This is a genomic window from Paraburkholderia oxyphila NBRC 105797, assembly GCF_000685075.1.
Lineage (GTDB): Bacteria > Pseudomonadota > Gammaproteobacteria > Burkholderiales > Burkholderiaceae > Paraburkholderia > Paraburkholderia oxyphila.
The window spans coordinates 1-18,937 of record NZ_BAYD01000046.1 but is presented as its reverse complement, the minus strand read 5'-3'; the positions used below and the strand labels follow the sequence as shown (position 1 = coordinate 18,937).

Genomic DNA, 18,937 nt, shown 5'->3' with positions numbered 1-18,937 from the left:
AGCGCGCAAGACGAATCGGTGCCGCAGACTCAAGGTGTCAGGCAAGGCCCCATGCGCGTATTGCGCCGCCTTGGCGCGGTGACGGCCGGCGAGCCCGTGCTAACGACCCTCATCGTCGCGTTCGTGTTGCTTCAGTTATTTGCGCCGCGCGGCTGGGCTTCGTTACCTGCGCTTGTTGATTGGCAAACGGTGATGACGCTTGCGGGCCTTCTCATCTTGACGAGGGCCGTGGAATATTCAGGACTGCTAACCTGGATTGCCCACCGGCTTGTTCGCCACGTCCATTCCGAACGGGCGCTTGCCCTGTTGCTGATCGCGCTGGCAGCTGGACTGTCCATGGTGGTGACCAACGATGTCGCGCTCTTCGTCGTCGTGCCGCTCATGCTTTCCTTGCACGAACTGACGCCATTGCCGCTGCGGCGGCTCGTGATTGTCGTCGCGCTTGCAGTCAACGCAGGCTCCGTGTTGACGCCGCTCGGCAATCCGCAGAATCTATTTCTCTGGCAATTGAGCGGTGTCTCGTTCGGCCGATTCGTCGCTGCGCTTGCACCACTTTGTGCGACGTTGATGGCCATGCTGTTCGTCCTCGTCGCGCTTGTCTTCAAGTCGCAGCCTCTCGATCTTTCGATGGACGTTGAGCCGCATCCGGTCGATCGTCCGCTCGCCGGCGTTGCCGGGGTGCTCTTCGTTGCATTCGTGTTGCTCGCGGATGCGCATCATGCTGGCATCGCACTCACGGGCGTCGCTGTAGGATTCTTGATCTGGCGCGCGCGCATCGTGTGGAAGATCGACTGGTTGCTGCTCGGCATCTTCGTGCTGATGTTCATCGTCTTGCGCAGCGTTGCCGCATTGCCATGGATCCACGCTTTGCTCGGTGGTCTCGCTCTGGACACTCCGCTGCGCGGATATGCCGCAGGCGCCGTGCTTTCGCAGATCATCAGTAATGTTCCGGCCGCCATTGTGCTCGCGAGCTTTATTCACGACTGGCGTGCGCTAGCCTTCGGCGTGAGCGTGGGCGGCTTCGGCTTCGCGATCGGCTCGCTTGCCAACCTGATCGCCGTGCGTTTGGCCCGGCTACGTGGCATGTGGCTGCCGTTCCATCTCTATTCCATACCGTTCTGGCTGCTTGGCGGCGCGGCGGGCGGTTGGCTGCTGTCGCATTTTTGACACGGCTTTCGAGCGCATTTGTGCGGCGTTTTTCCCATGGCGCCGATGCCGATTCGTGGCGCACGCTTACGCCTCGCGCGACCACCTTGCAGTTGTGGTCCATTTCCATCCTGGACGCCCTTTCTCGCATCATGATGTGCCGTTTCACTGGCATTATTGAATAGTCTAAAATCTTGAACCCCCTGCGACTATCGCTTACAATCTGCCCGGATTGACAGTTTGATGCGCCTGAAGGCCTTGCTAAGGCGTAGGCCGAACCAAGGATCTGCATGACGCGCAAATCGCCTGACCTGCCGCCGTCCGAGGCGTCAGCTGAGGGGGGGGCGCCAAAGCGCTCCGACGCTCGGACTTCATCCCCGCAGGGTGCTTGGGACGAGCAAGAAAATATCATTCCACTCACGCGGGACGAAGCCAGGAAACTGTTCGGCCCGAAAGTGGACCGCCCGTCGCGCATAACGCCGCTGCGGGTCGTGGCAGCACAAATAGCAGTGTCATTGTTGGTGGCGCTTGTTGTCTCGCTGTTTCCTGGCCAGTCCACGCATGCCGTATTGTCGGCCCTGCTTGGCGGCGCAGCGTGCTGGGTTCCGGGCGCTCTGTTCGCGCTGTATCTGAAGCGCGCGGGAGCCCGCTCCCGGATGGCACTGATTGCAGGCGAAGCATTCAAGGCCGGAATAACGTTGGTGCTCTTCGTCGTTATCGGCGAGACGTATCACGAGGTGCGCTGGTTGCCGATGTTGGTGGCCTATGCGGTGGGACTCAAAGTGTATTGGGCCGCACTGGCGTTTTGATCAATGTTTGTCGAGTTTGGTAACCGCGCGCGTCCTGCAGGCAGGCGCGCCGACGGGCTGAGCGCGGCAGGCTGACCGTATTTTAATATTGCTGGGGTGTCCGAAAAAATGGCAGCAAGCGAACCGCACGTGCTCGATCCCTCTGAGTACATCGCGCACCACCTGACGTTCTTCTCGAACAAGCCGCAGACGAGCGTCGTCGATTTCTCCATCATCAATTACGACACGCTGTTCTGGTCGATTCTGACCGGCGTGCTCACGATTTTCATACTGTGGCTGGCCGCGCGCAAGGTCACATCGGGCGTGCCCTCGCGTTACCAAGGGGCGATAGAGATGCTGGTCGAGCTGGTCGAGGATCAGTCCAAGGCCATGATTCACGGCAGCCGCGCTTTCATCGCGCCGCTGGCGTTGACCGTATTCATCTGGGTGGCCCTGATGAATACGCTGGACTTGGTGCCGGTCGATCTGGTCACGCGCATCATCGGTGTGCTGGGTCTATCCACGGTGATTCCGCATCAGCGCATTGTGCCGACGGCAGACGTCAACGCCACCTTCGGCATGGCATTGGGCATTTTCGTTCTGATGCTCTATTACAGCGTCAAGATCAAGGGTCTCGGTGGCTGGTTGCACGAGTTGATCTCTGCACCGTTCGGTGCGCATCCGCTGCTTTGGATTCCCAATTTGGGCCTGAACATCATCGAATATGTGGCCAAGACGGTTTCGCTCGGCATGCGGTTGTTCGGCAACATGTATGCGGGCGAACTGCTGTTCCTGCTGATCGCGCTGTTGGGCGGCCTGTGGAGCTTCGATCTGAATTTCGGTGTCCTGGGTTTTATCGCGCATGTGATCGCGGGCAGCGTATGGGCGATCTTCCACATCCTGATCGTCCTGTTGCAGGCGTTCATCTTTATGATGCTGACGCTGGTCTATCTGGGGCAAGCGCACGACAAGCACTGAGTCTCGTGCTGCCCGGTCCGCCGGGCTCAGGCTTCGCTTCGCCGGTTTGTTTTATTGGTCTCTGGTTTTTTAAATCAAGTAATTAAGTCTTTTTCAGAGGAATAATCATGCAAGATTTGCTCGCCAACATCCACGCTCTGACCGCTCTCATCCAGGGGCCGACCGCCATCGGCATCGGCATCATCATCGGTCTGGGCGCATGCGGCGCATGTATCGGTATCGGCATGATGGGTGGCAAGTACATTGAAGCCTGCGCGCGTCAGCCTGAACTGATGAACCCGCTGCAAACGAAGATGTTCCTGCTGGTTGGCCTGATCGACGCGGCGTTCCTGATCGGTGTGGGTCTTGCAATGCTGTTCGCGTTCGCCAACCCGCTGCTGTCGAAGCTCGCAGGCTGAATTCCCGGTTTATAGCGTCTCCCCCATCGCTGAGTCTGGCCGCTAGTCGTGCAAGCGACTCCAATGAGAAGTTTGCCAGCTAAGCCAGCCCCGGCGTGGTACCGGTGACGGGATGCTCGGAGGGGGCTCCGATCCACAGGATCCGGCCACCGATCGCCGGGCATCTCTATAGCAACGTTAGGAAGGAAACACCGTGAATCTCAACGCAACCCTGTTTGCGCAAATGATCGTGTTCCTGATCCTCGCGTGGTTCACGATGAAATTCGTGTGGCCGCCGATGATCAACGCCATCGACGAGCGCTCGAAGAAGATTGCCGACGGATTGTCGGCAGCCGAAAAGGGCAAAGAGGAACTGGCGGCGGCGCACAAGCGCGTCGAACAGGAACTCGCGCAGGCCCGTGTCGACGGGCAGCAGCGCATCGCCGACGCCGAAAAGCGCGCTCAGGCATTGGCAGAGGAAATCAAGGCTCAGGCGTATGCCGAAGCCCAGCGCATCGTCGCCCAGGCGAAGGCCGACGCCGAGCATCAGGTCGTCAAGGCGCGCGAAGTACTGCGCGCAGAAGTTGCTGTGCTCGCTATCCAGGGTGCCGAGCAGATCCTGAAGCGCGAAGTCGACCAGACGGCCCACGCCGACCTGCTGAATCAACTGAAAGCCGAGCTCTGATCATGGCCGAACTTGCAACCATCGCCCGCCCGTACGCAGAAGCCCTGTTCGCCGTGGCCGAAACGGGTGACGTCGCTGGCTGGTCCTCGCTCGTCGCGGAGCTGGCGCAGGTTGCGGCCTTGCCGGACGTGCTGTCGCTTGCATCGAGCCCGAAGGTGAGCCACGCCCAGGTCGTGGACCTGCTCCTGTCGGCGGTGAAATCGCCGCTCAAGGAGAGCGCCGAGGCCAAGAACCTCGTGCAGATGCTGGTCTTGAACCATCGACTGGAACTGCTGCCGGCAATCCACGCGCAGTTCGAAACGCTGAAGAACGCGAAAGACGGCGCAGCCGACGCGCTGATCGTCAGCGCGTTTCCGATCGAAGGTGCGCAGCTGAACGACCTCGTCGCCAGCCTCGAACAGAAGTTCAAGCGCAAGCTGAAGCCTACGGTCGAAGTCGACAAGTCGCTCATCGGCGGCGTGCGCATCACAGTCGGCGATGAAGTGCTCGATAGCTCGGTCCGCGCGCGGCTCGCCAGCATGCAGGCGGCACTGACCGCCTGAGCGCATTGATTGCGCATGGCGGCTGGCACGCAACAGAATTGAACATCAGGAGCGAATAATGCAACTCAATCCCTCTGAGATCAGCGAGCTGATCAAGAGCCGGATCCAGGGCCTTGAAGCGAGCGCGGACGTTCGCAACCAGGGCACCGTGATCTCCGTGACCGACGGCATCGTGCGCATTCACGGCCTGTCGGACGTGATGCAGGGCGAAATGCTCGAATTCCCGGGCAACACCTTCGGCCTCGCGCTGAACCTCGAGCGCGACTCGGTCGGCGCCGTGATTCTCGGTGAGTACGAGCACATCTCGGAAGGCGACATCGTCAAGACGACGGGCCGCATTCTCGAAGTGCCGGTGGGTCCGGAACTGATCGGCCGCGTGGTCGACCCGCTCGGCAACCCGATCGACGGCAAGGGCCCGATCAACGCCAAGCTGACCGACGCGATCGAAAAGATCGCCCCGGGCGTGATCTGGCGCGAAGGCGTGTCGCAGCCGGTGCAAACCGGTCTGAAGTCGATTGACTCGATGGTGCCGATCGGCCGTGGCCAGCGCGAGCTGATCATCGGCGACCGTCAGTGCGGCAAGACCGCTGTGGCCGTTGACGCGATCATCAACCAGAAGGGCAAGAACCTCTTCTGTATCTACGTTGCGATCGGCCAGAAGGCGTCGTCGATCCAGAACGTGGTGCGCAAGCTCGAAGAGACGGGCGCGATGGAGTACACCATCGTCGTCGCCGCCTCGGCTTCGGAATCGGCTGCGCTGCAGTACCTCGCGCCGTACGCCGGCTGCACGATGGGCGAATACTTCCGCGACCGCGGTCAAGACGCCCTGATCATCTATGACGACTTGACCAAGCAAGCCTGGGCATACCGTCAGATCTCGCTGCTGCTGCGCCGTCCGCCGGGCCGTGAAGCGTACCCAGGCGACGTGTTCTATCTGCACTCGCGTCTGCTCGAGCGCGCCGCGCGCGTCTCGGCCGACTACGTCGAGAAGTTCACGAACGGCGAAGTGAAGGGCAAGACGGGTTCGCTCACCGCACTGCCGGTCATTGAAACGCAAGCCGGCGACGTGACCGCGTTCGTTCCGACGAACGTGATCTCGATTACCGACGGCCAGATCTTCCTGGAAACCGACCTCTTCAATGCGGGTATCCGTCCGGCTATTAACGCCGGCGTGTCGGTGTCGCGTGTGGGTGGCGCGGCGCAGACCAAGATCATCAAGAAGCTGTCGGGTGGTATCCGTACCGACCTCGCGCAGTACCGCGAACTCGCAGCGTTTGCGCAGTTCGCCTCGGACCTCGACGAAGCGACCCGCAAGCAGCTCGAGCGCGGCCGCCGCGTGACCGAACTGCTCAAACAGCCGCAGTACCAGCCGCTGCAAGTGTGGGAGCTGGCTGTCGCGCTGTTCTCGGCGAACAACGGCTACCTCGACGACCTCGAAGTCAAGGACGTCCTGGCGTTCGAGAAGGGCCTGCGCGAATACTTGAAGTCGAAGCACGCTGACCTCGTGAAGCGCATCGAGGACACGAAGGATCTGTCGAAGGACGACGAGAACGCGCTGCACGCGGCGATCAAGGACTTCAAGAAGTCCGGCGCATACTGATCCGTCCGGGAATCAACCACGATAAACGGACATTGAAGCGGCGCGGGCAGTAGCCGTACCCGCGCATCGCTTCGATCAAGGAGCAAGCTATGGCTGGAATGAAGGAAATTCGCGGCAAGATCAAGAGCGTGCAGAACACGCGCAAGATCACCAAGGCGATGGAGATGGTCGCAGCGTCGAAGATGCGCCGCGCCCAGGAACGCATGCGCGCGGCTCGCCCGTATGCCGACAAGGTCCGTGCTATCGCTGCGCACATGAGCCGTGCGAACCTGGAGTACCGCCATCCGTTCATGACGTTGAACGAAGGCGCCAAGACCGCTGGCATCATCCTCGTCACGACCGACAAGGGTCTGTGCGGCGGTATGAACACCAACGTGATGCGCGCGGCGTTGCAAAAGTTCAAGGAACTGGACGACAAGGGCATCAAGGTCGAAGCCACTGCGGTCGGTAGCAAGGGTCTCGGATTCCTGACTCGTTTCGGCGCGAAGGTGGTTTCGCAGGTCGTGTCGCTCGGTGACACGCCGCACCTCGAGAAGTTGATCGGTGCCGTAAAGGCCCAGCTCGACCTGTATTCGGAGGGCAAGTTGTCGGCTGTCTATCTCGCGTACACGCGCTTCGTCAACACGATGAAGCAAGAAGCGGTGATCGAGCAGCTGCTGCCGCTCTCGTCGGAGGACTTAGCCGACGACGCGAAGACGCCATCCATGTCGTGGGATTACATCTACGAGCCGGATCCGCAGGTGGTCGTTGACGCGCTGCTGTTGCGTTACATCGAAGCGCTCGTGTACCAGGCTGTCGCGGAAAATATGGCGTCGGAGCAGTCAGCGCGCATGGTCGCGATGAAGGCCGCGTCGGACAACGCGAAGACGGTGATCAGCGAGCTGCAGCTGTCGTACAACAAGAGCCGTCAGGCCGCGATCACGAAGGAATTGTCGGAGATCGTCGGCGGCGCCGCCGCCGTGTAAGCGGACGGGAACCCGGCTCGAGAGTGCGCCTTTGCGCGAGTAAAGATTCAGGTATTGAAAGGAAAATCGATGAGTACAACTGCTTTGTCAGAAGGCAAGATCGTACAGTGCATCGGCGCCGTGATCGACGTGGAGTTCCCGCGTGAGCACATGCCGAAGATTTACGACGCACTGATTCTCGAAGGCACGGAACTGACCCTCGAAGTGCAGCAGCAACTCGGCGACGGCGTCGTGCGCACCATCTGTCTGGGTGCGTCGGACGGCCTGCGCCGCGGCACCGTGGTCAAGAACACGGGCGAACCCATCAGCGTGCCGGTCGGCAAGCCGACGCTCGGCCGCATCATGGACGTGCTGGGCCGTCCGATCGACGAAGCCGGTCCGATCGTCAGCGAAAACAAGCGCGCGATCCACCAGAAGGCTCCGGCGTTCGACGAGCTCTCGCCGTCGGCCGAACTGCTCGAAACCGGCATCAAGGTTATCGACCTGATCTGCCCGTTCGCAAAGGGCGGCAAGGTCGGTCTGTTCGGCGGTGCAGGCGTGGGCAAGACCGTCAACATGATGGAGCTCATCAACAACATCGCGAAGGAGCACGGCGGTTTCTCCGTGTTCGCGGGCGTGGGCGAGCGTACCCGTGAGGGCAACGACTTCTACCACGAAATGAAGGACTCGAACGTTCTGGACAAGGTCGCGCTGGTGTACGGCCAGATGAACGAGCCGCCGGGCAACCGTCTGCGCGTCGCGCTGACGGGTCTCACGATGGCCGAGTACTTCCGTGACGAAGGCCTCGACGTTCTGTTTTTCGTCGATAACATCTATCGTTTCACGCTGGCCGGTACCGAAGTGTCGGCACTGCTCGGCCGTATGCCTTCGGCAGTGGGCTATCAGCCAACGCTGGCGGAAGAAATGGGCAAGCTGCAAGAGCGCATCACGTCCACGAAGAAGGGCTCGATTACCTCGGTTCAGGCCGTGTACGTCCCTGCGGACGACTTGACCGACCCGTCGCCGGCTACGACCTTCGGCCACCTGGACGCAACCGTCGTGCTGTCGCGTGACATCGCCTCGCTGGGTATCTATCCGGCAGTCGACCCGCTCGACTCGACTTCGCGCCAGATCGACCCGAACGTGATCGGCGAAGAGCACTACTCGATCACGCGCCGCGTGCAGCAGACGCTCCAGCGCTACAAGGAGCTGCGCGACATCATCGCGATTCTGGGCATGGACGAACTGTCGCCGGAAGACAAGCTGTCGGTCGCCCGCGCACGGAAGATCCAGCGTTTCCTCTCGCAGCCGTTCCACGTCGCGGAAGTCTTCACGGGCTCGCCGGGCAAGTACGTGCCGCTGAAGGAAACCATCCGTGGCTTCAAGATGATCGTCGACGGCGAGTGCGATCACCTGCCGGAGCAGGCGTTCTACATGGTCGGCACGATCGACGAAGCCTTCGAAAAGGCCAAGAAGATCCAGTAAAGGTTGAGTTGTTGAAGAAAAGGTGTTGCGCTTCGTTCGTGAGGCGCCACGCCCACGCAACCACTCAACCAGCCGTGCATGAGATCGGAGTTAGCGCTGAAGCGCTAACTCCGATCGACAGGAGTCGACACATATGGCAGCAACCATCAAGGTAGACGTCGTCAGCGCCGAAGAGAGTATCTTCGAGGGCCGGGCGAAGTTCGTCGCGCTTCCGGGCGAGGCGGGCGAGCTCGGCATCCTGCCGGGTCACACGCCGCTGATTACGCAGATTCGTCCGGGTGCCGTGCGCATCGTCGCCGAAAACGGCGGGGAGGAGTTCGTGTTCGTCGCCGGCGGCATTCTCGAAGTGCAACCGGGCGGCGTGACGGTGCTTGCCGACACCGCGATCCGAGGCGAGGATCTCGACGAGGCGAAGGCCGCGGAGGCGCGCAAGCGCGCCGAAGAGGCGGTGCAGAATGCCGGCTCGAATCTCGAATACGCAACGGCGCAGGCGGAGCTCGCCTACGCGGTCGCGCAGCTCGCGGCAATCGCGCGCCTGCGCAAGATGAACCAGCATTGATCTCGCGATGGCGCGCCCCTCGGGTGCGTGCCAATCGTACTGAAAAGGGCTCCCCGATGTGGGGGGCTTTTTTTTTGGTTCTTCACGGATTCGCGGGAAGGCGAGTCCAAAAGGAAAGCGGTGACAGAAGGGATAGACTGGTTGTGCGACCAATCAGCTTCTCCCGATCACCACCGCTTTCATGGCCGATCATAAGTTTGAACTCCCGTTCCGGGAAAGCTTCAACGTCACTCAATTCCAGCGCGAACCCGGCGCAACACACATTACCCTGATCCCTCACGACGCACACCCGGCGCGGTGCTCCGGCTGTGGCTCCAGTGGCGAGCGCGTGCACGAGCGGAGCTGGCGCACGATCCGCGACCTGCCGATGCTGGGCGACGCGGTGTGGCTGCGCGTGTGATTGCGGCGGGTACGGTGCACCACATGCGGGCCGCGCACGGAGCGCGTGAGCTGGCTGGAGCGCCACGCGCGGATCACCCGGCGCCTGGCGGAGTTTGTCGGCCGCTGGTGCGAGACGCTGCCGATTGCCCACGTCTGCGAGCTGTCCGGGCTGCATTGGGAGACGGTGCGGCGCATCGATACGCGCCGCCTGCAAGCCAGGCTGGACGCCTTGCCTCAGCCCGAGCCCCGTCGTCTGGTGATGGGCGAGTTTGCCTTGTACAGGGGCCATCGCTACGCGAGCGCAGTGCTGGATGCCGACACGCGGCGCGTGCTGTGGATTGGCGAAGGTCGTAGCCGTGAGGCCGTTCGCCCCTTCTTCGAATGGCTGGGCAAGGCGCGCTGCGCTCGCATCGAGGCAGTCGCGATGGACATGAAGACCGCGTTCGATGGAGGTGCAGGCCCATTGCCCGGATGCGCGCGTCGTCTATGACCTGTTCCATGTGGTGGCCAAATACGGCCGGGAGGTGATTGACCGCGTGCGCGTGGACGAAGCGAACCAGCTCAGACAGGAGCGCCCGCTGCGGCGCGTGGTCAAGCGTGCCCGTTGGCTGCTGCTGTGCAATCCCGACAATCTGCAAAGCGATCAGCGCATCAAGCTTGACGAGTTGCTGGCTGCCAATCAGGTCCTCATGACAGTCTACGTGCTGAAAACCAGCCTCAAAGAGCTCTGGCAGCCCATGCATACGTGGCAATGGCGTCGCGCCTGGCGGGCCTGGCGGGCGCAAGCGCGCGACAGTGGCATCGAAGCGTTGGCGCGCTTCGCCCGCAACCTCGCTCCCTACTGGCGCGGCATCCTCGCCCGCGTACGCTGGCCGATGCACACCGGCCAGCTCGAAGGCATCAACAACCGCATCAAGGTCATCAAGCGCATGGCCTACGGCTACCGCGGCGCCTACTTCTTCCTGAAGATCAAGGCCGCCTATCCCGGTAATGCGCGGAGGACTTTTTTTTTTGCGGGTTCGCCGAGCGAAGAAGCCCGGCGATTCGCCCCTCAGCGCCGACACGAGAAAATCACTTGACGTTTACGGAAAGGTAATGCGAAATCATGCCTTCGTGCCTGGCGACGACACGGTCGCAGGCGTCGGCCGCAGCTCATGCGCTGCGGGTAAAACTTGATGCTGCTGGCCGCGCGCACAGTGGCACAATGGTTTTCAAATCCATTTCAATCGGGAGTGAGACTCCCGGGGAGACAGCCATCATGGCCATCGACGCAGCAGGTGCGCGCGAAGCGCTCATCGCGCCGAAAGACGGGCTTTCCTACGTGCGTGGAGCGACCGATACGCCGCTTTCCGACGCCACCATCGGCACTTTCCTGCGGGAGACCGCGCAGCGCTTTCCTGAGCGTCCTGCGGTGGTGTTTCGCGAACAGGACATCCGCTGGACCTGGCGCGAGTTTGCCGAGGAAGTGGACGTGGTCGCAGCCGGCTTCCTCTCGCTCGGCGTTGCGCCGGGCGACCGGGTCGGCATCTGGTCGCCCAATCGCTTCGAGTGGCTGCTCACGCAGTTCGCCACGGCGCGCATCGGCGCGGTGCTGGTCAACATCAATCCCGCCTACCGGCTCGCCGAGCTCGAGTACGCGCTGAACAAGGTGGGCTGCAAGGCGATCGTCGCGGCGGAAAGCTTCAAGACCTCGAAGTACCTCGAGATGCTGCAGGCGCTAGCGCCCGAGCTCGCGAACGCGACGCCGGGCGAACTGCACGCGGCGAAGCTGCCCGAGCTGCGCGCGGTGATCCGCATGTGCGACGCCGAGACGCCTGGCATGCTGAACTTCGGCGAGCTGATCGAGCGGGGCCGCGAGCGGCTCGAGCGCGACGGCACGGCCGAGCTCGACGCGATCGACGCGACGCTCGTCGCCGACGATCCCATCAACATCCAGTTCACGAGCGGCACCACGGGCAACCCGAAGGGCGCCACGCTCACGCACCGCAACGTGCTCAACAACGGCCGCTTCATCGCCATGGCGATGCGGCTGACCGAAGAAGATTCGCTCTGCATTCCGGTGCCGCTCTATCACTGTTTCGGCATGGTGCTTGCGGTGCTCGCGTGCGTCTCCGTGGGCGCGGCCATGGTGTTTCCGGGTGAGGCCTTCGATCCGCGCGCGACGCTCGAAGCGGTGTCCGAAGAGCGCTGCACCGCGCTGCACGGGGTGCCGACGATGTTCATCGCCGAGCTCGATCATCCCGACTTCGCGCGCTTCGATCTGTCGCGCCTGCGCACGGGCATCATGGCGGGCTCGCCTTGCCCGATCGAAACGATGAAGCGCGTGGTCTCGAAGATGCATCTCGCGGAGATCACGATCGCCTACGGCATGACGGAGACGAGCCCGGTATCGTTCCAGAGCTCGACAACCGACCCGCTCGACAAGCGCACGACCACGGTGGGGCGCATCCAGCCGCACCTCGAGGTGAAGATCGTCGACGCGCTCGGTAACATCGTGCCGGTCGGCGAGACGGGCGAGCTCTGCACGAAGGGCTACTCGGTGATGCGCGGCTACTGGGGCGACGAGGCGAAGACAGCCGAATCGATCGTCGATGGCTGGATGCACACGGGCGACCTCGCGACGATCGACGCCGAGGGCTACTGCAATATCGTCGGGCGCCTGAAGGACATGCTGATCCGCGGCGGCGAGAACATCTACCCGCGCGAGATCGAGGAGTTCCTGTTCCGCCATCCCAAGGTGCAGTCGGTGCAGGTGTTCGGCGTGCCCGATGCAAAGTACGGCGAAGAGGTGTGCGCGTGGATCGTGCTGCGTCCCGGCGAGGCGGCCACGCCCGAGGAGATTCAGGCGTTCTGCCAGGGGCAAATCGCACACTACAAGATCCCGAAGTACATCCGCTTCGTCGACGAAATGCCGATGACGGTAACGGGCAAGGTGCAAAAGTTCGTAATGCGCTCGCGCATGATCGACGAACTGAAAATCAGCGAGCAGAAGACGGCTTGAGTGCGCTTGATCCTGATGTTTCGCCGCGGCGCCAATGTGCCGGCGCGGCGAAACAACTCAAGCGGATCAAACGCCAGATGCTTTGCATGCCGAATGAACTGAGCGGCAATGGGAATAGCCGCGAATTGGCAGTGGCGGGTTAACCCGGAAAGCGGCCTGAATACGAATACCGGCGGTGGAGGTTTGTGCGCGCGATTATTCTTGCCAGCACAACAACGGCTGGAAAAAAGCGCTGAACACGGGGAATAGGCGAAAAAAAAGCGGGCCTGGAGCCCGCTAAAAACCACACGCTACGGGGTTAGCGCGAGGAGACCAAATGAGGAGCCGGGTCTTCGTACGTGCAAAACGCCGGTTACGGCTCCAGCAAGGATGCCCCCGGAAAGGGCTTCGGCATGACGCCGACCGGCTGGTGTATCGTGTCCGCTCACACTTGCACCGAGCCACATCCGTGTTGAAACCGTTGAAGGCATTGTGGGCGAATTAATGAACCTTGGCGGTAACAAAGTGTTTCAGGTTGTAACGCCCGTCAGATAAGGCTCTGCGGGATTTTTTGCCGTCCTGAGCGTTTTTCGAAAGTCATTTTTACCTGCATTTTTTATTGCTGTCAGACGATGCGAAGACGTGAATTCGGTGCGTCATTCTTCGTGCATGAAAAGAGTCCCGCCATATGGGCATTGCAGGAAATGCCCCGCGTAAAAACGCAAATCGCATGCGCACATGCAGCATGGATTCCTGATTGAATCCGTGCGTGAAATGCAAGGATGGCGCATACCGCACTGCAACGTGCGGTTGCAACTCCTCATACAAACTAGCGAATGATGTCGCGCCGGGTGGGTCCCGGCGCCCGCTAATGCACGGTCACATTACTTGAGCCATTTGTCCGAGATCGCCTGATACTCGCCGCTCGCGCGCGCGAGGTGCAGCCACTGATCGACGTACTGCTGGAACACCACGTCGCCGCGCGGCACCATCCACGCCTTCTCGCCATACTGGAACGGCTTGTCGGGGTGCACCGAGCACAGCCCCGGGTTGAGCTTTTGCTGCAGTAGCGTTTCGGATGCGTCGGTGACCATCACGTCCGCCTTGCCCGCGAGGATCTGCTTGAAGATCGTCACGTTGTCCGGATAGACGGTGAGGTTCGCGTGCGGGAAAAACTGCTTCGCGAAGCGTTCGTTCGTCCCACCCGGGTTCACGATCACGCGCGTGGAGGGCTGGTCGATCTGCGCGACCGTCTGATACTTGCTCACGTCGTCGCAGCGCACGATGGGCGTCTTGCCGTCGACCTGGTAGGGCTCGGTGAAGAATGCGCGCTTCTGTCGCTCCAGCGTGGTCGACACGCCGCCCACCGCGACGTCGCATTTCGCGAGGAAGTCGTTCATCAGGTTCGACCACGTCGTCTTGACGAACTCGGCCTTCACGCCCAGCGACTTTGCGAGCGACTCGGTCATGTCGATATCGATGCCTTCGAACGTGCCGTCCGGCTTGTAGAACGAGTAGGGCTTGTAGTCGCCCGTCGTGCACGCGCGCAGCGTGCCGCGCGACAACACTTCATCGAGCCGCGATGGCGTGGCGACGCTCGGCGTAGCGACGCCCGGCGTGGCCGGGCTTTGAGCAAATGCCTCAGGCGTGACGGCAATGCCGGCAATACCAGCAGCAAGCGCGGCAATCAATGAGCATGCGGCGGCGGCCTTCTTCTTGTTCATGCGGCGTGTCTCCTCTCTTATGGATTTTTCGATGTAATGGATCGGAAAGGCATCCGATCATAGCCCGTGCGCAGGCACGCGTTAAGCATGGAGTGACCTGGTTGGCGCGCATGCAAAGGGCGCCCGGATGCCCATGAGATTTGCATGCGTCTCGTGCGGCGTGCGCTGCTTATCCCGGCCATCAGCGTCATGCCGCGGCGGCGGCTCCGGTAGAATGGCCGTCTGCTTTCGAATCTCGCGCGTCAAGCGCCTCCCGCCCGTGGCCCACACTCTTCTGAACGACACCTTCCTGCGCGCGTTGCTGCGTCAGCCGACCGAATACACGCCGATCTGGCTGATGCGCCAGGCGGGCCGCTATCTGCCGGAGTACAACGCCACGCGCAGCCGCGCAGGCAGCTTTCTCGGCCTTGCCAAGAACCCGGACTACGCGACCGAGGTGACGCTGCAGCCGCTCGAGCGCTATCCGCTCGATGCCGCGATCCTTTTCTCGGACATTCTCACGATCCCTGACGCAATGGGTCTCGGTCTCTCGTTCCAGGTGGGCGAAGGGCCGAAGTTCGCGCATCCGGTGCGTAGCGAAGAGGATGTCGCGAAGCTCGCGGTGCCCGACATCGGCGCGACGCTCGGCTATGTGACCGACGCCGTGCGCGAGATCCGCCGCGCGCTGACCGACGCGCAAGGGCGCCAGCGCGTGCCGCTCATCGGCTTCTCGGGCAGCCCATGGACGCTCGCCTGCTATATGGTCGAGGGCGGCGGCTCGGACGATTTCCGCACCGTGAAGTCGATGCTCTACGCGCGCCCCGACTTGATGGAGCGCATTCTCGAGGTCAATGCACAGGCAGTGGCTGCGTATCTGAATGCGCAGATCGAAGCCGGCGCGCAAGCCGTCATGATCTTCGACACCTGGGGCGGTGCGCTCGCGGACGGCATCTATCAGCGCTTCTCGCTTGCATACATCAAGCGCGTGGTCGCCCAGCTCAAGCGCGAGCACGATGGCGAGCGCGTGCCCGTCATCACCTTCACGAAGGGCGGCGGCTTGTGGCTCGACGAGATCGCCGAAACGGGCGTCGATGCGGTCGGACTCGACTGGACCGTCAACCTTGGCCGCGCGCGCGAGCGCGTGGGCGATCGCGTAGCGCTCCAGGGCAACCTGGACCCGACGGTGCTGTTCGCCTCGCCGGCGGCGATCCGCGAGCAGGCGCGCGCGGTACTCGACAGCTTCGGTGCCCACCCGGGCCACGTGTTCAACCTCGGACACGGCATCTCGCAGTTCACGCCGCCTGAAAACGTCGCCGAACTCGTCGACGAAGTGCATCGTCACAGCCGGGCTTTGCGCGCCGCGGCGGCGTGATTTTTTGTTGCGTCGCAGCGAACTGGGCTCTGGGCACCAGGGTCTAGCCTGGCTCAAGAACCCATCTAGATGCCGTTGCGCCGCTGTCAAGACTTGACTTATACACACTTACCTCGTTGCGGCGCGCAAGAGGGAAAAATTGCCGCATGGCAGTAGCGATGCCTGTGAGCAATCATTCAGGCCCTTGACAGATAAGGCTTTCGGCGCTCCACGGCGATTTGTGCGGTGTCCCACATAATGACCCTGGAACCTTGTCGGCGGCGCGGGGTGGTCAAGTTCTTAACAAAGTTATCCACAGGTGCGGCGCCGGGAGCGTGTTTGTTCTGCGGAATCCAAAACTTAGCGCGGATAGTGAAGTTCTACTTTAACTTCGGACGTCGGTGCGCCAGCGCACGGTGCCAGCGCCGTGTTCGTCGGGGCTGCGCATGACGCCATGCTTCGTGCGCGTGGCACTCGACCATCCGCTGCCCGTCCTCTACGACTACCGCTATCCGCCGGACGGCCCGCAGCCGCAGCCCGGCATGCTGGTGCGCGTGCCGTTCGGCCGTCGCGAGGTGGTGGGGCTGATCTGCGAAGTGAGTGCTCACAGTGACGTGCCGGCCAACAAGCTGCGCGACGTGAGCGCCGTGTGCGCGGAGTGTCCGCCGCTTTCGGCGCAATGGCTCGCACTCGCGGGCTTCGCCGCCGACTACTATCAGCGCGGGCTTGGTGAAGTCGCGCTGCCGGCGCTGCCGCAGGCGCTGCGCGATCCGGCGCGCTGGCCGCGTCTGATGGCGCCCGAGGAGCGTTACCGGCTGCTGCCGCCGGGACGCGAGGCCTTGCCTGATGCGCTGCCCGCGCGCGCCCAGGCACTGCGGCGGCTTGCGCAGGCCCTGGTGGACGCGGGCGAGCTCGATCTTGCCGACGCGCGTGCACTGCACCCGAAAGCGGCGGCCACGCTCGAATCGTGGCGCGAGGCGGGCTGGGTCGAGTACGAGTGCGTGGCGTTTGGTGAGGCGGGACACTCGTCCGCCGGGGACGGAGGCGAAAACAACGCCGCAGGCGCTGGAAACCCCGGCAGCGCCATCGAAGGCGCCGTTGCGGCAGCCGCGTTGCATCAGCTCAGTGCCGAGCAGGCCGTCGCCGTCGAGGCGATCCTCGAGGCGCGCGGTTTCGCGCCCTTCCTGCTGCACGGTGTCACCGGCAGCGGCAAGACCGAGGTCTATCTGCGCGCGCTGTCAGGCCTGCTCGAACGCGAGCCCGATGCTCAGGCGCTCGTGCTCGTGCCGGAAATCAACCTCACGCCGCAGTTCGAGGCGGCGTTCCGCACGCGCTTTGCGGGTGTGTTGCCCGACGACGCCATCGTCACGCTCCACAGCGGCCTTGCCGAAGGCGAGCGCGCGCATCATTGGCTTGCCGCGCATACGGGCCGCGCACGCATCGTGCTGGGCACGCGCCTCGCCGTGCTGGCCTCGCTGCCGCGTCTGGCCATGCTGGTGGTGGACGAAGAGCACGACCCTGCCTACAAGCAGCAGGAAGGGCTGCGCTATTCGGCGCGCGATCTGGCGATATGGCGCGCCAAGCAGCTTGGCGTGCCCGTCGTGCTGGGCTCGGCCACGCCGTCGCTCGAAAGCTGGTGGCAAGCCGAGCAGGGCCGCTACACGCGCCTCACGCTGTCGCGCCGGGCCATCGCCGAGGCGGTGCTGCCAACCGTCAAGCTGATCGATCTGGAAGAAGAGCGCCGGCGCGGCCGCGCCTCGTTCGAGGGCCTCTCAGGCCCGCTCGTCGCGGCCATGAAGGCGCGCCTCGAGCGCGGCGAGCAAAGCCTCGTGTTCCTGAACCGGCGCGGCTACGCACCGGTGCTCTCGTGCGACGCCTGCGGCTGGGTGGCCGGCTGTCCGCGCTGCAGCGCCTACGTGGTCCTCCACAAGCCCGAGCGCGCGCTGCGCTGCCACCACTGCGGCTGGGAATCGCGCATCCCGCATTCTTGCCCGGACTGCGGCAACGTCGATATCGCGCCGATGGGCCGCGGCACGCAGCGCATCGAGGAGGCGCTCGCGAGCGCGGTGCCGGGTGCGCGGGTGCTGCGCATCGATGCCGACAGCACGCGCCGCAAGGGCAGCGCGCAGGCGCTGTTCTCCGATGTCCATGCCGGCGATGTCGACATCCTCGTTGGCACGCAGATGATCGCCAAGGGGCACGACTTCCAGCGCGTCTCGCTGGTGGGCGTGCTCAATGCCGATAACGCGCTTTTCTCGCACGATTTCCGGGCCAGCGAGCGTCTTTTCGCGCAACTGATGCAGGTGAGCGGCCGAGCGGGGCGCGCGGGCTTGCCCGGCGAGGTGATCGTGCAGACGCGCTATCCGCGCCATGCGATCTATCACGCGCTGGCACGCCACGATTACGTGGGCTTTGCGAATTCGCAGATCGCCGAGCGCCGCGACGCGCATCTGCCGCCGTTCGTCTACCAGGCGCTGCTACGCGCCGAAGGACGCACGCTGGAGGCGGCGCTGGCCTTTCTCGCCGAGGCCGCGCAGGCGCTCACGGCGATCCAGGCCGCTGAGCGCGTCACCGCTTACGATGCCGTGCCGCTCACGATCGTCAAGGTCATGAACGTGCATCGCGCGCAACTGCTCGTGGAGAGCCAGTCGCGCGCCGCGCTGCAGGCGACGCTGCGGGCGTGGCAACCGGCGCTGCGCGCCTTGCGGGGCGTGCTGCGCTGGAACCTCGAAGTCGATCCGCTCGATATCTGATCAGCGCTTCATCGCGTGTGGCGCGTCGCCACGCCGGTCCTGCGTCACGCGCACTTTGCGCATGGCGGGCGCGGTCGCACCACGAATGAACAACACCGCGCACAGCGCGCACATGCTCCAGACACCCGCTACCACCAGCCACTTTTCCATTTTTTGGTCCTCGCGCCAGATTCGTTGATCGGCCCCCGTTGATGTTTGTATAACGGCGCGGCGGCGGAATCGATTAGGGTTCACCTGATTGTTGCTGGCCAGGGAAAATACCGAGTGCAACGCGCCGGCCAATGCCGGCGGGCGTTGGCCGCAAACCCGCGCCCCATAAGGCTCCGCGCGTGGTGCAACCAAGTCCGCAGAGTGGTTGCACCTTTTTATTGAGAGGGGTACGATTCGCGAACTTTTTGGTCTTTCGCCGGTGCGGGTCAGCCGGCATACGAAGGAAACATGGCTAGCACTACCCTTGGCGTCAAGGTCGACGACCTGCTTCGCTCGCGGCTCAAAGAGGCCGCCACGCGCCTCGAGCGCACCCCGCACTGGCTCATCAAGCAAGCGATCTTTGCCTACCTCGAGAAGATCGAGCACGGCCAGCTGCCCCCCGAACTGAATGGCCACGTGGGCGCCGCCGAGTTCGGCGAGGGCGCAACCGGCGAGAGCGACGAAGCGGCGTCACA

General features: G+C 63.0%; 20 protein-coding genes. 18 read left to right on the top strand and 2 right to left on the bottom strand.

Annotated features, from left to right (window positions below; translation table 11 throughout):
- The first annotated feature begins 51 nt into the window (after nt 1-51).
- The 15 genes from BO1_RS25940 to BO1_RS59430 all read left to right on the top strand — a co-directional run bounded on the left by BO1_RS25940 (nt 52) and on the right by BO1_RS59430 (nt 12,629).
- Complete coding sequence (locus BO1_RS25940) at nt 52-1,167, top strand: SLC13 family permease (RefSeq protein ID WP_043286516.1); 1,116 nt, start codon at nt 52-54, stop codon at nt 1,165-1,167.
- 269 nt (nt 1,168-1,436) lie between these two features.
- Nucleotides 1,437-1,955 carry an ATP synthase subunit I gene (locus BO1_RS25935; protein WP_028220043.1) on the top strand — a complete coding sequence of 173 codons (519 nt, stop codon included), beginning with the start codon at nt 1,437-1,439 and terminating at the stop codon, nt 1,953-1,955.
- A gap of 108 nt (nt 1,956-2,063) precedes the next feature.
- Nucleotides 2,064-2,912 (top strand): F0F1 ATP synthase subunit A, encoded by an 849-nt coding sequence (atpB, locus tag BO1_RS25930; protein ID WP_028220042.1) that lies wholly within the window; start codon nt 2,064-2,066, stop codon nt 2,910-2,912.
- Between the two features lie 107 nt (nt 2,913-3,019).
- Complete coding sequence (gene atpE / locus BO1_RS25925; protein WP_156992403.1) at nt 3,020-3,310, top strand: F0F1 ATP synthase subunit C; 291 nt, start codon at nt 3,020-3,022, stop codon at nt 3,308-3,310.
- Between the two features lie 193 nt (nt 3,311-3,503).
- The gene (locus tag BO1_RS25920; RefSeq protein WP_028220040.1) at nt 3,504-3,974 is read left to right on the top strand and encodes a F0F1 ATP synthase subunit B; all 471 of its coding nucleotides are present in this window, start codon (nt 3,504-3,506) and stop codon (nt 3,972-3,974) included.
- A gap of 2 nt (nt 3,975-3,976) precedes the next feature.
- The gene (locus tag BO1_RS25915; protein ID WP_028220039.1) at nt 3,977-4,516 is read left to right on the top strand and encodes a F0F1 ATP synthase subunit delta; all 540 of its coding nucleotides are present in this window, start codon (nt 3,977-3,979) and stop codon (nt 4,514-4,516) included.
- 58 nt (nt 4,517-4,574) lie between these two features.
- Nucleotides 4,575-6,116, top strand: a complete 1,542-nt coding sequence (gene atpA / locus BO1_RS25910; RefSeq protein WP_028220038.1) for a F0F1 ATP synthase subunit alpha — start codon at nt 4,575-4,577, stop codon at nt 6,114-6,116.
- 89 nt (nt 6,117-6,205) lie between these two features.
- Nucleotides 6,206-7,081, top strand: a complete 876-nt coding sequence (atpG, locus tag BO1_RS25905; RefSeq protein WP_028220037.1) for a F0F1 ATP synthase subunit gamma — start codon at nt 6,206-6,208, stop codon at nt 7,079-7,081.
- 69 nt (nt 7,082-7,150) lie between these two features.
- Nucleotides 7,151-8,545 carry a F0F1 ATP synthase subunit beta gene (atpD, locus tag BO1_RS25900; RefSeq protein ID WP_028220036.1) on the top strand — a complete coding sequence of 465 codons (1,395 nt, stop codon included), beginning with the start codon at nt 7,151-7,153 and terminating at the stop codon, nt 8,543-8,545.
- 133 nt (nt 8,546-8,678) lie between these two features.
- On the top strand, nt 8,679-9,104 hold the full coding sequence (locus tag BO1_RS25895) for a F0F1 ATP synthase subunit epsilon (RefSeq protein ID WP_028220035.1): 426 nt from the start codon (nt 8,679-8,681) through the stop codon (nt 9,102-9,104).
- Between the two features lie 181 nt (nt 9,105-9,285).
- Nucleotides 9,286-9,504 (top strand): transposase family protein, encoded by a 219-nt coding sequence (locus tag BO1_RS52780; RefSeq protein WP_043286513.1) that lies wholly within the window; start codon nt 9,286-9,288, stop codon nt 9,502-9,504.
- 45 nt (nt 9,505-9,549) lie between these two features.
- On the top strand, nt 9,550-9,975 hold the full coding sequence (locus BO1_RS60770; RefSeq protein ID WP_043286510.1) for an ISL3 family transposase: 426 nt from the start codon (nt 9,550-9,552) through the stop codon (nt 9,973-9,975).
- Nucleotides 9,932-10,564, top strand: coding sequence for an ISL3 family transposase (locus BO1_RS57930; protein ID WP_043286507.1), 633 nt, complete (start codon nt 9,932-9,934; stop codon nt 10,562-10,564). Before BO1_RS60770 ends, BO1_RS57930 begins: the two co-directional genes overlap by 44 nt.
- Nucleotides 10,565-10,743: 179 nt before the next feature.
- Complete coding sequence (locus tag BO1_RS25885) at nt 10,744-12,486, top strand: AMP-binding protein (protein ID WP_028220034.1); 1,743 nt, start codon at nt 10,744-10,746, stop codon at nt 12,484-12,486.
- On the top strand, nt 12,483-12,629 hold the full coding sequence (locus tag BO1_RS59430) for a hypothetical protein (RefSeq protein WP_156992402.1): 147 nt from the start codon (nt 12,483-12,485) through the stop codon (nt 12,627-12,629). The genes BO1_RS25885 and BO1_RS59430 overlap by 4 nt, the downstream gene beginning before the upstream one ends.
- A 720-nt stretch (nt 12,630-13,349) precedes the next feature.
- Here the strand turns inward: BO1_RS59430 and BO1_RS25880 are convergent.
- Nucleotides 13,350-14,189, bottom strand: coding sequence for a transporter substrate-binding domain-containing protein (locus BO1_RS25880; protein ID WP_043286505.1), 840 nt, complete (start codon nt 14,187-14,189; stop codon nt 13,350-13,352).
- A 259-nt stretch (nt 14,190-14,448) separates the two neighbouring features.
- Between BO1_RS25880 and hemE the strand changes: the two genes are divergently transcribed.
- Entirely contained in the window at nt 14,449-15,540 is a 1,092-nt protein-coding gene (hemE, locus tag BO1_RS25875) for a uroporphyrinogen decarboxylase (RefSeq protein WP_028220032.1), read from the top strand.
- A gap of 425 nt (nt 15,541-15,965) precedes the next feature.
- Nucleotides 15,966-18,272 (top strand): primosomal protein N', encoded by a 2,307-nt coding sequence (locus BO1_RS25870; RefSeq protein WP_028220031.1) that lies wholly within the window; start codon nt 15,966-15,968, stop codon nt 18,270-18,272.
- Here BO1_RS25870 and BO1_RS60285 read toward each other — a convergent pair whose 3' ends face one another.
- Nucleotides 18,273-18,422: a hypothetical protein gene (locus tag BO1_RS60285; protein ID WP_167338391.1), complete on the bottom strand. Its 150-nt coding sequence runs from the start codon at nt 18,420-18,422 to the stop codon at nt 18,273-18,275.
- A gap of 288 nt (nt 18,423-18,710) precedes the next feature.
- Here BO1_RS60285 and BO1_RS52765 point away from each other — a divergent pair.
- Nucleotides 18,711-18,937, top strand: a 227-nt coding sequence (locus BO1_RS52765; protein ID WP_043286498.1) for a hypothetical protein, incomplete at its 3' end; no start/stop codon positions are given.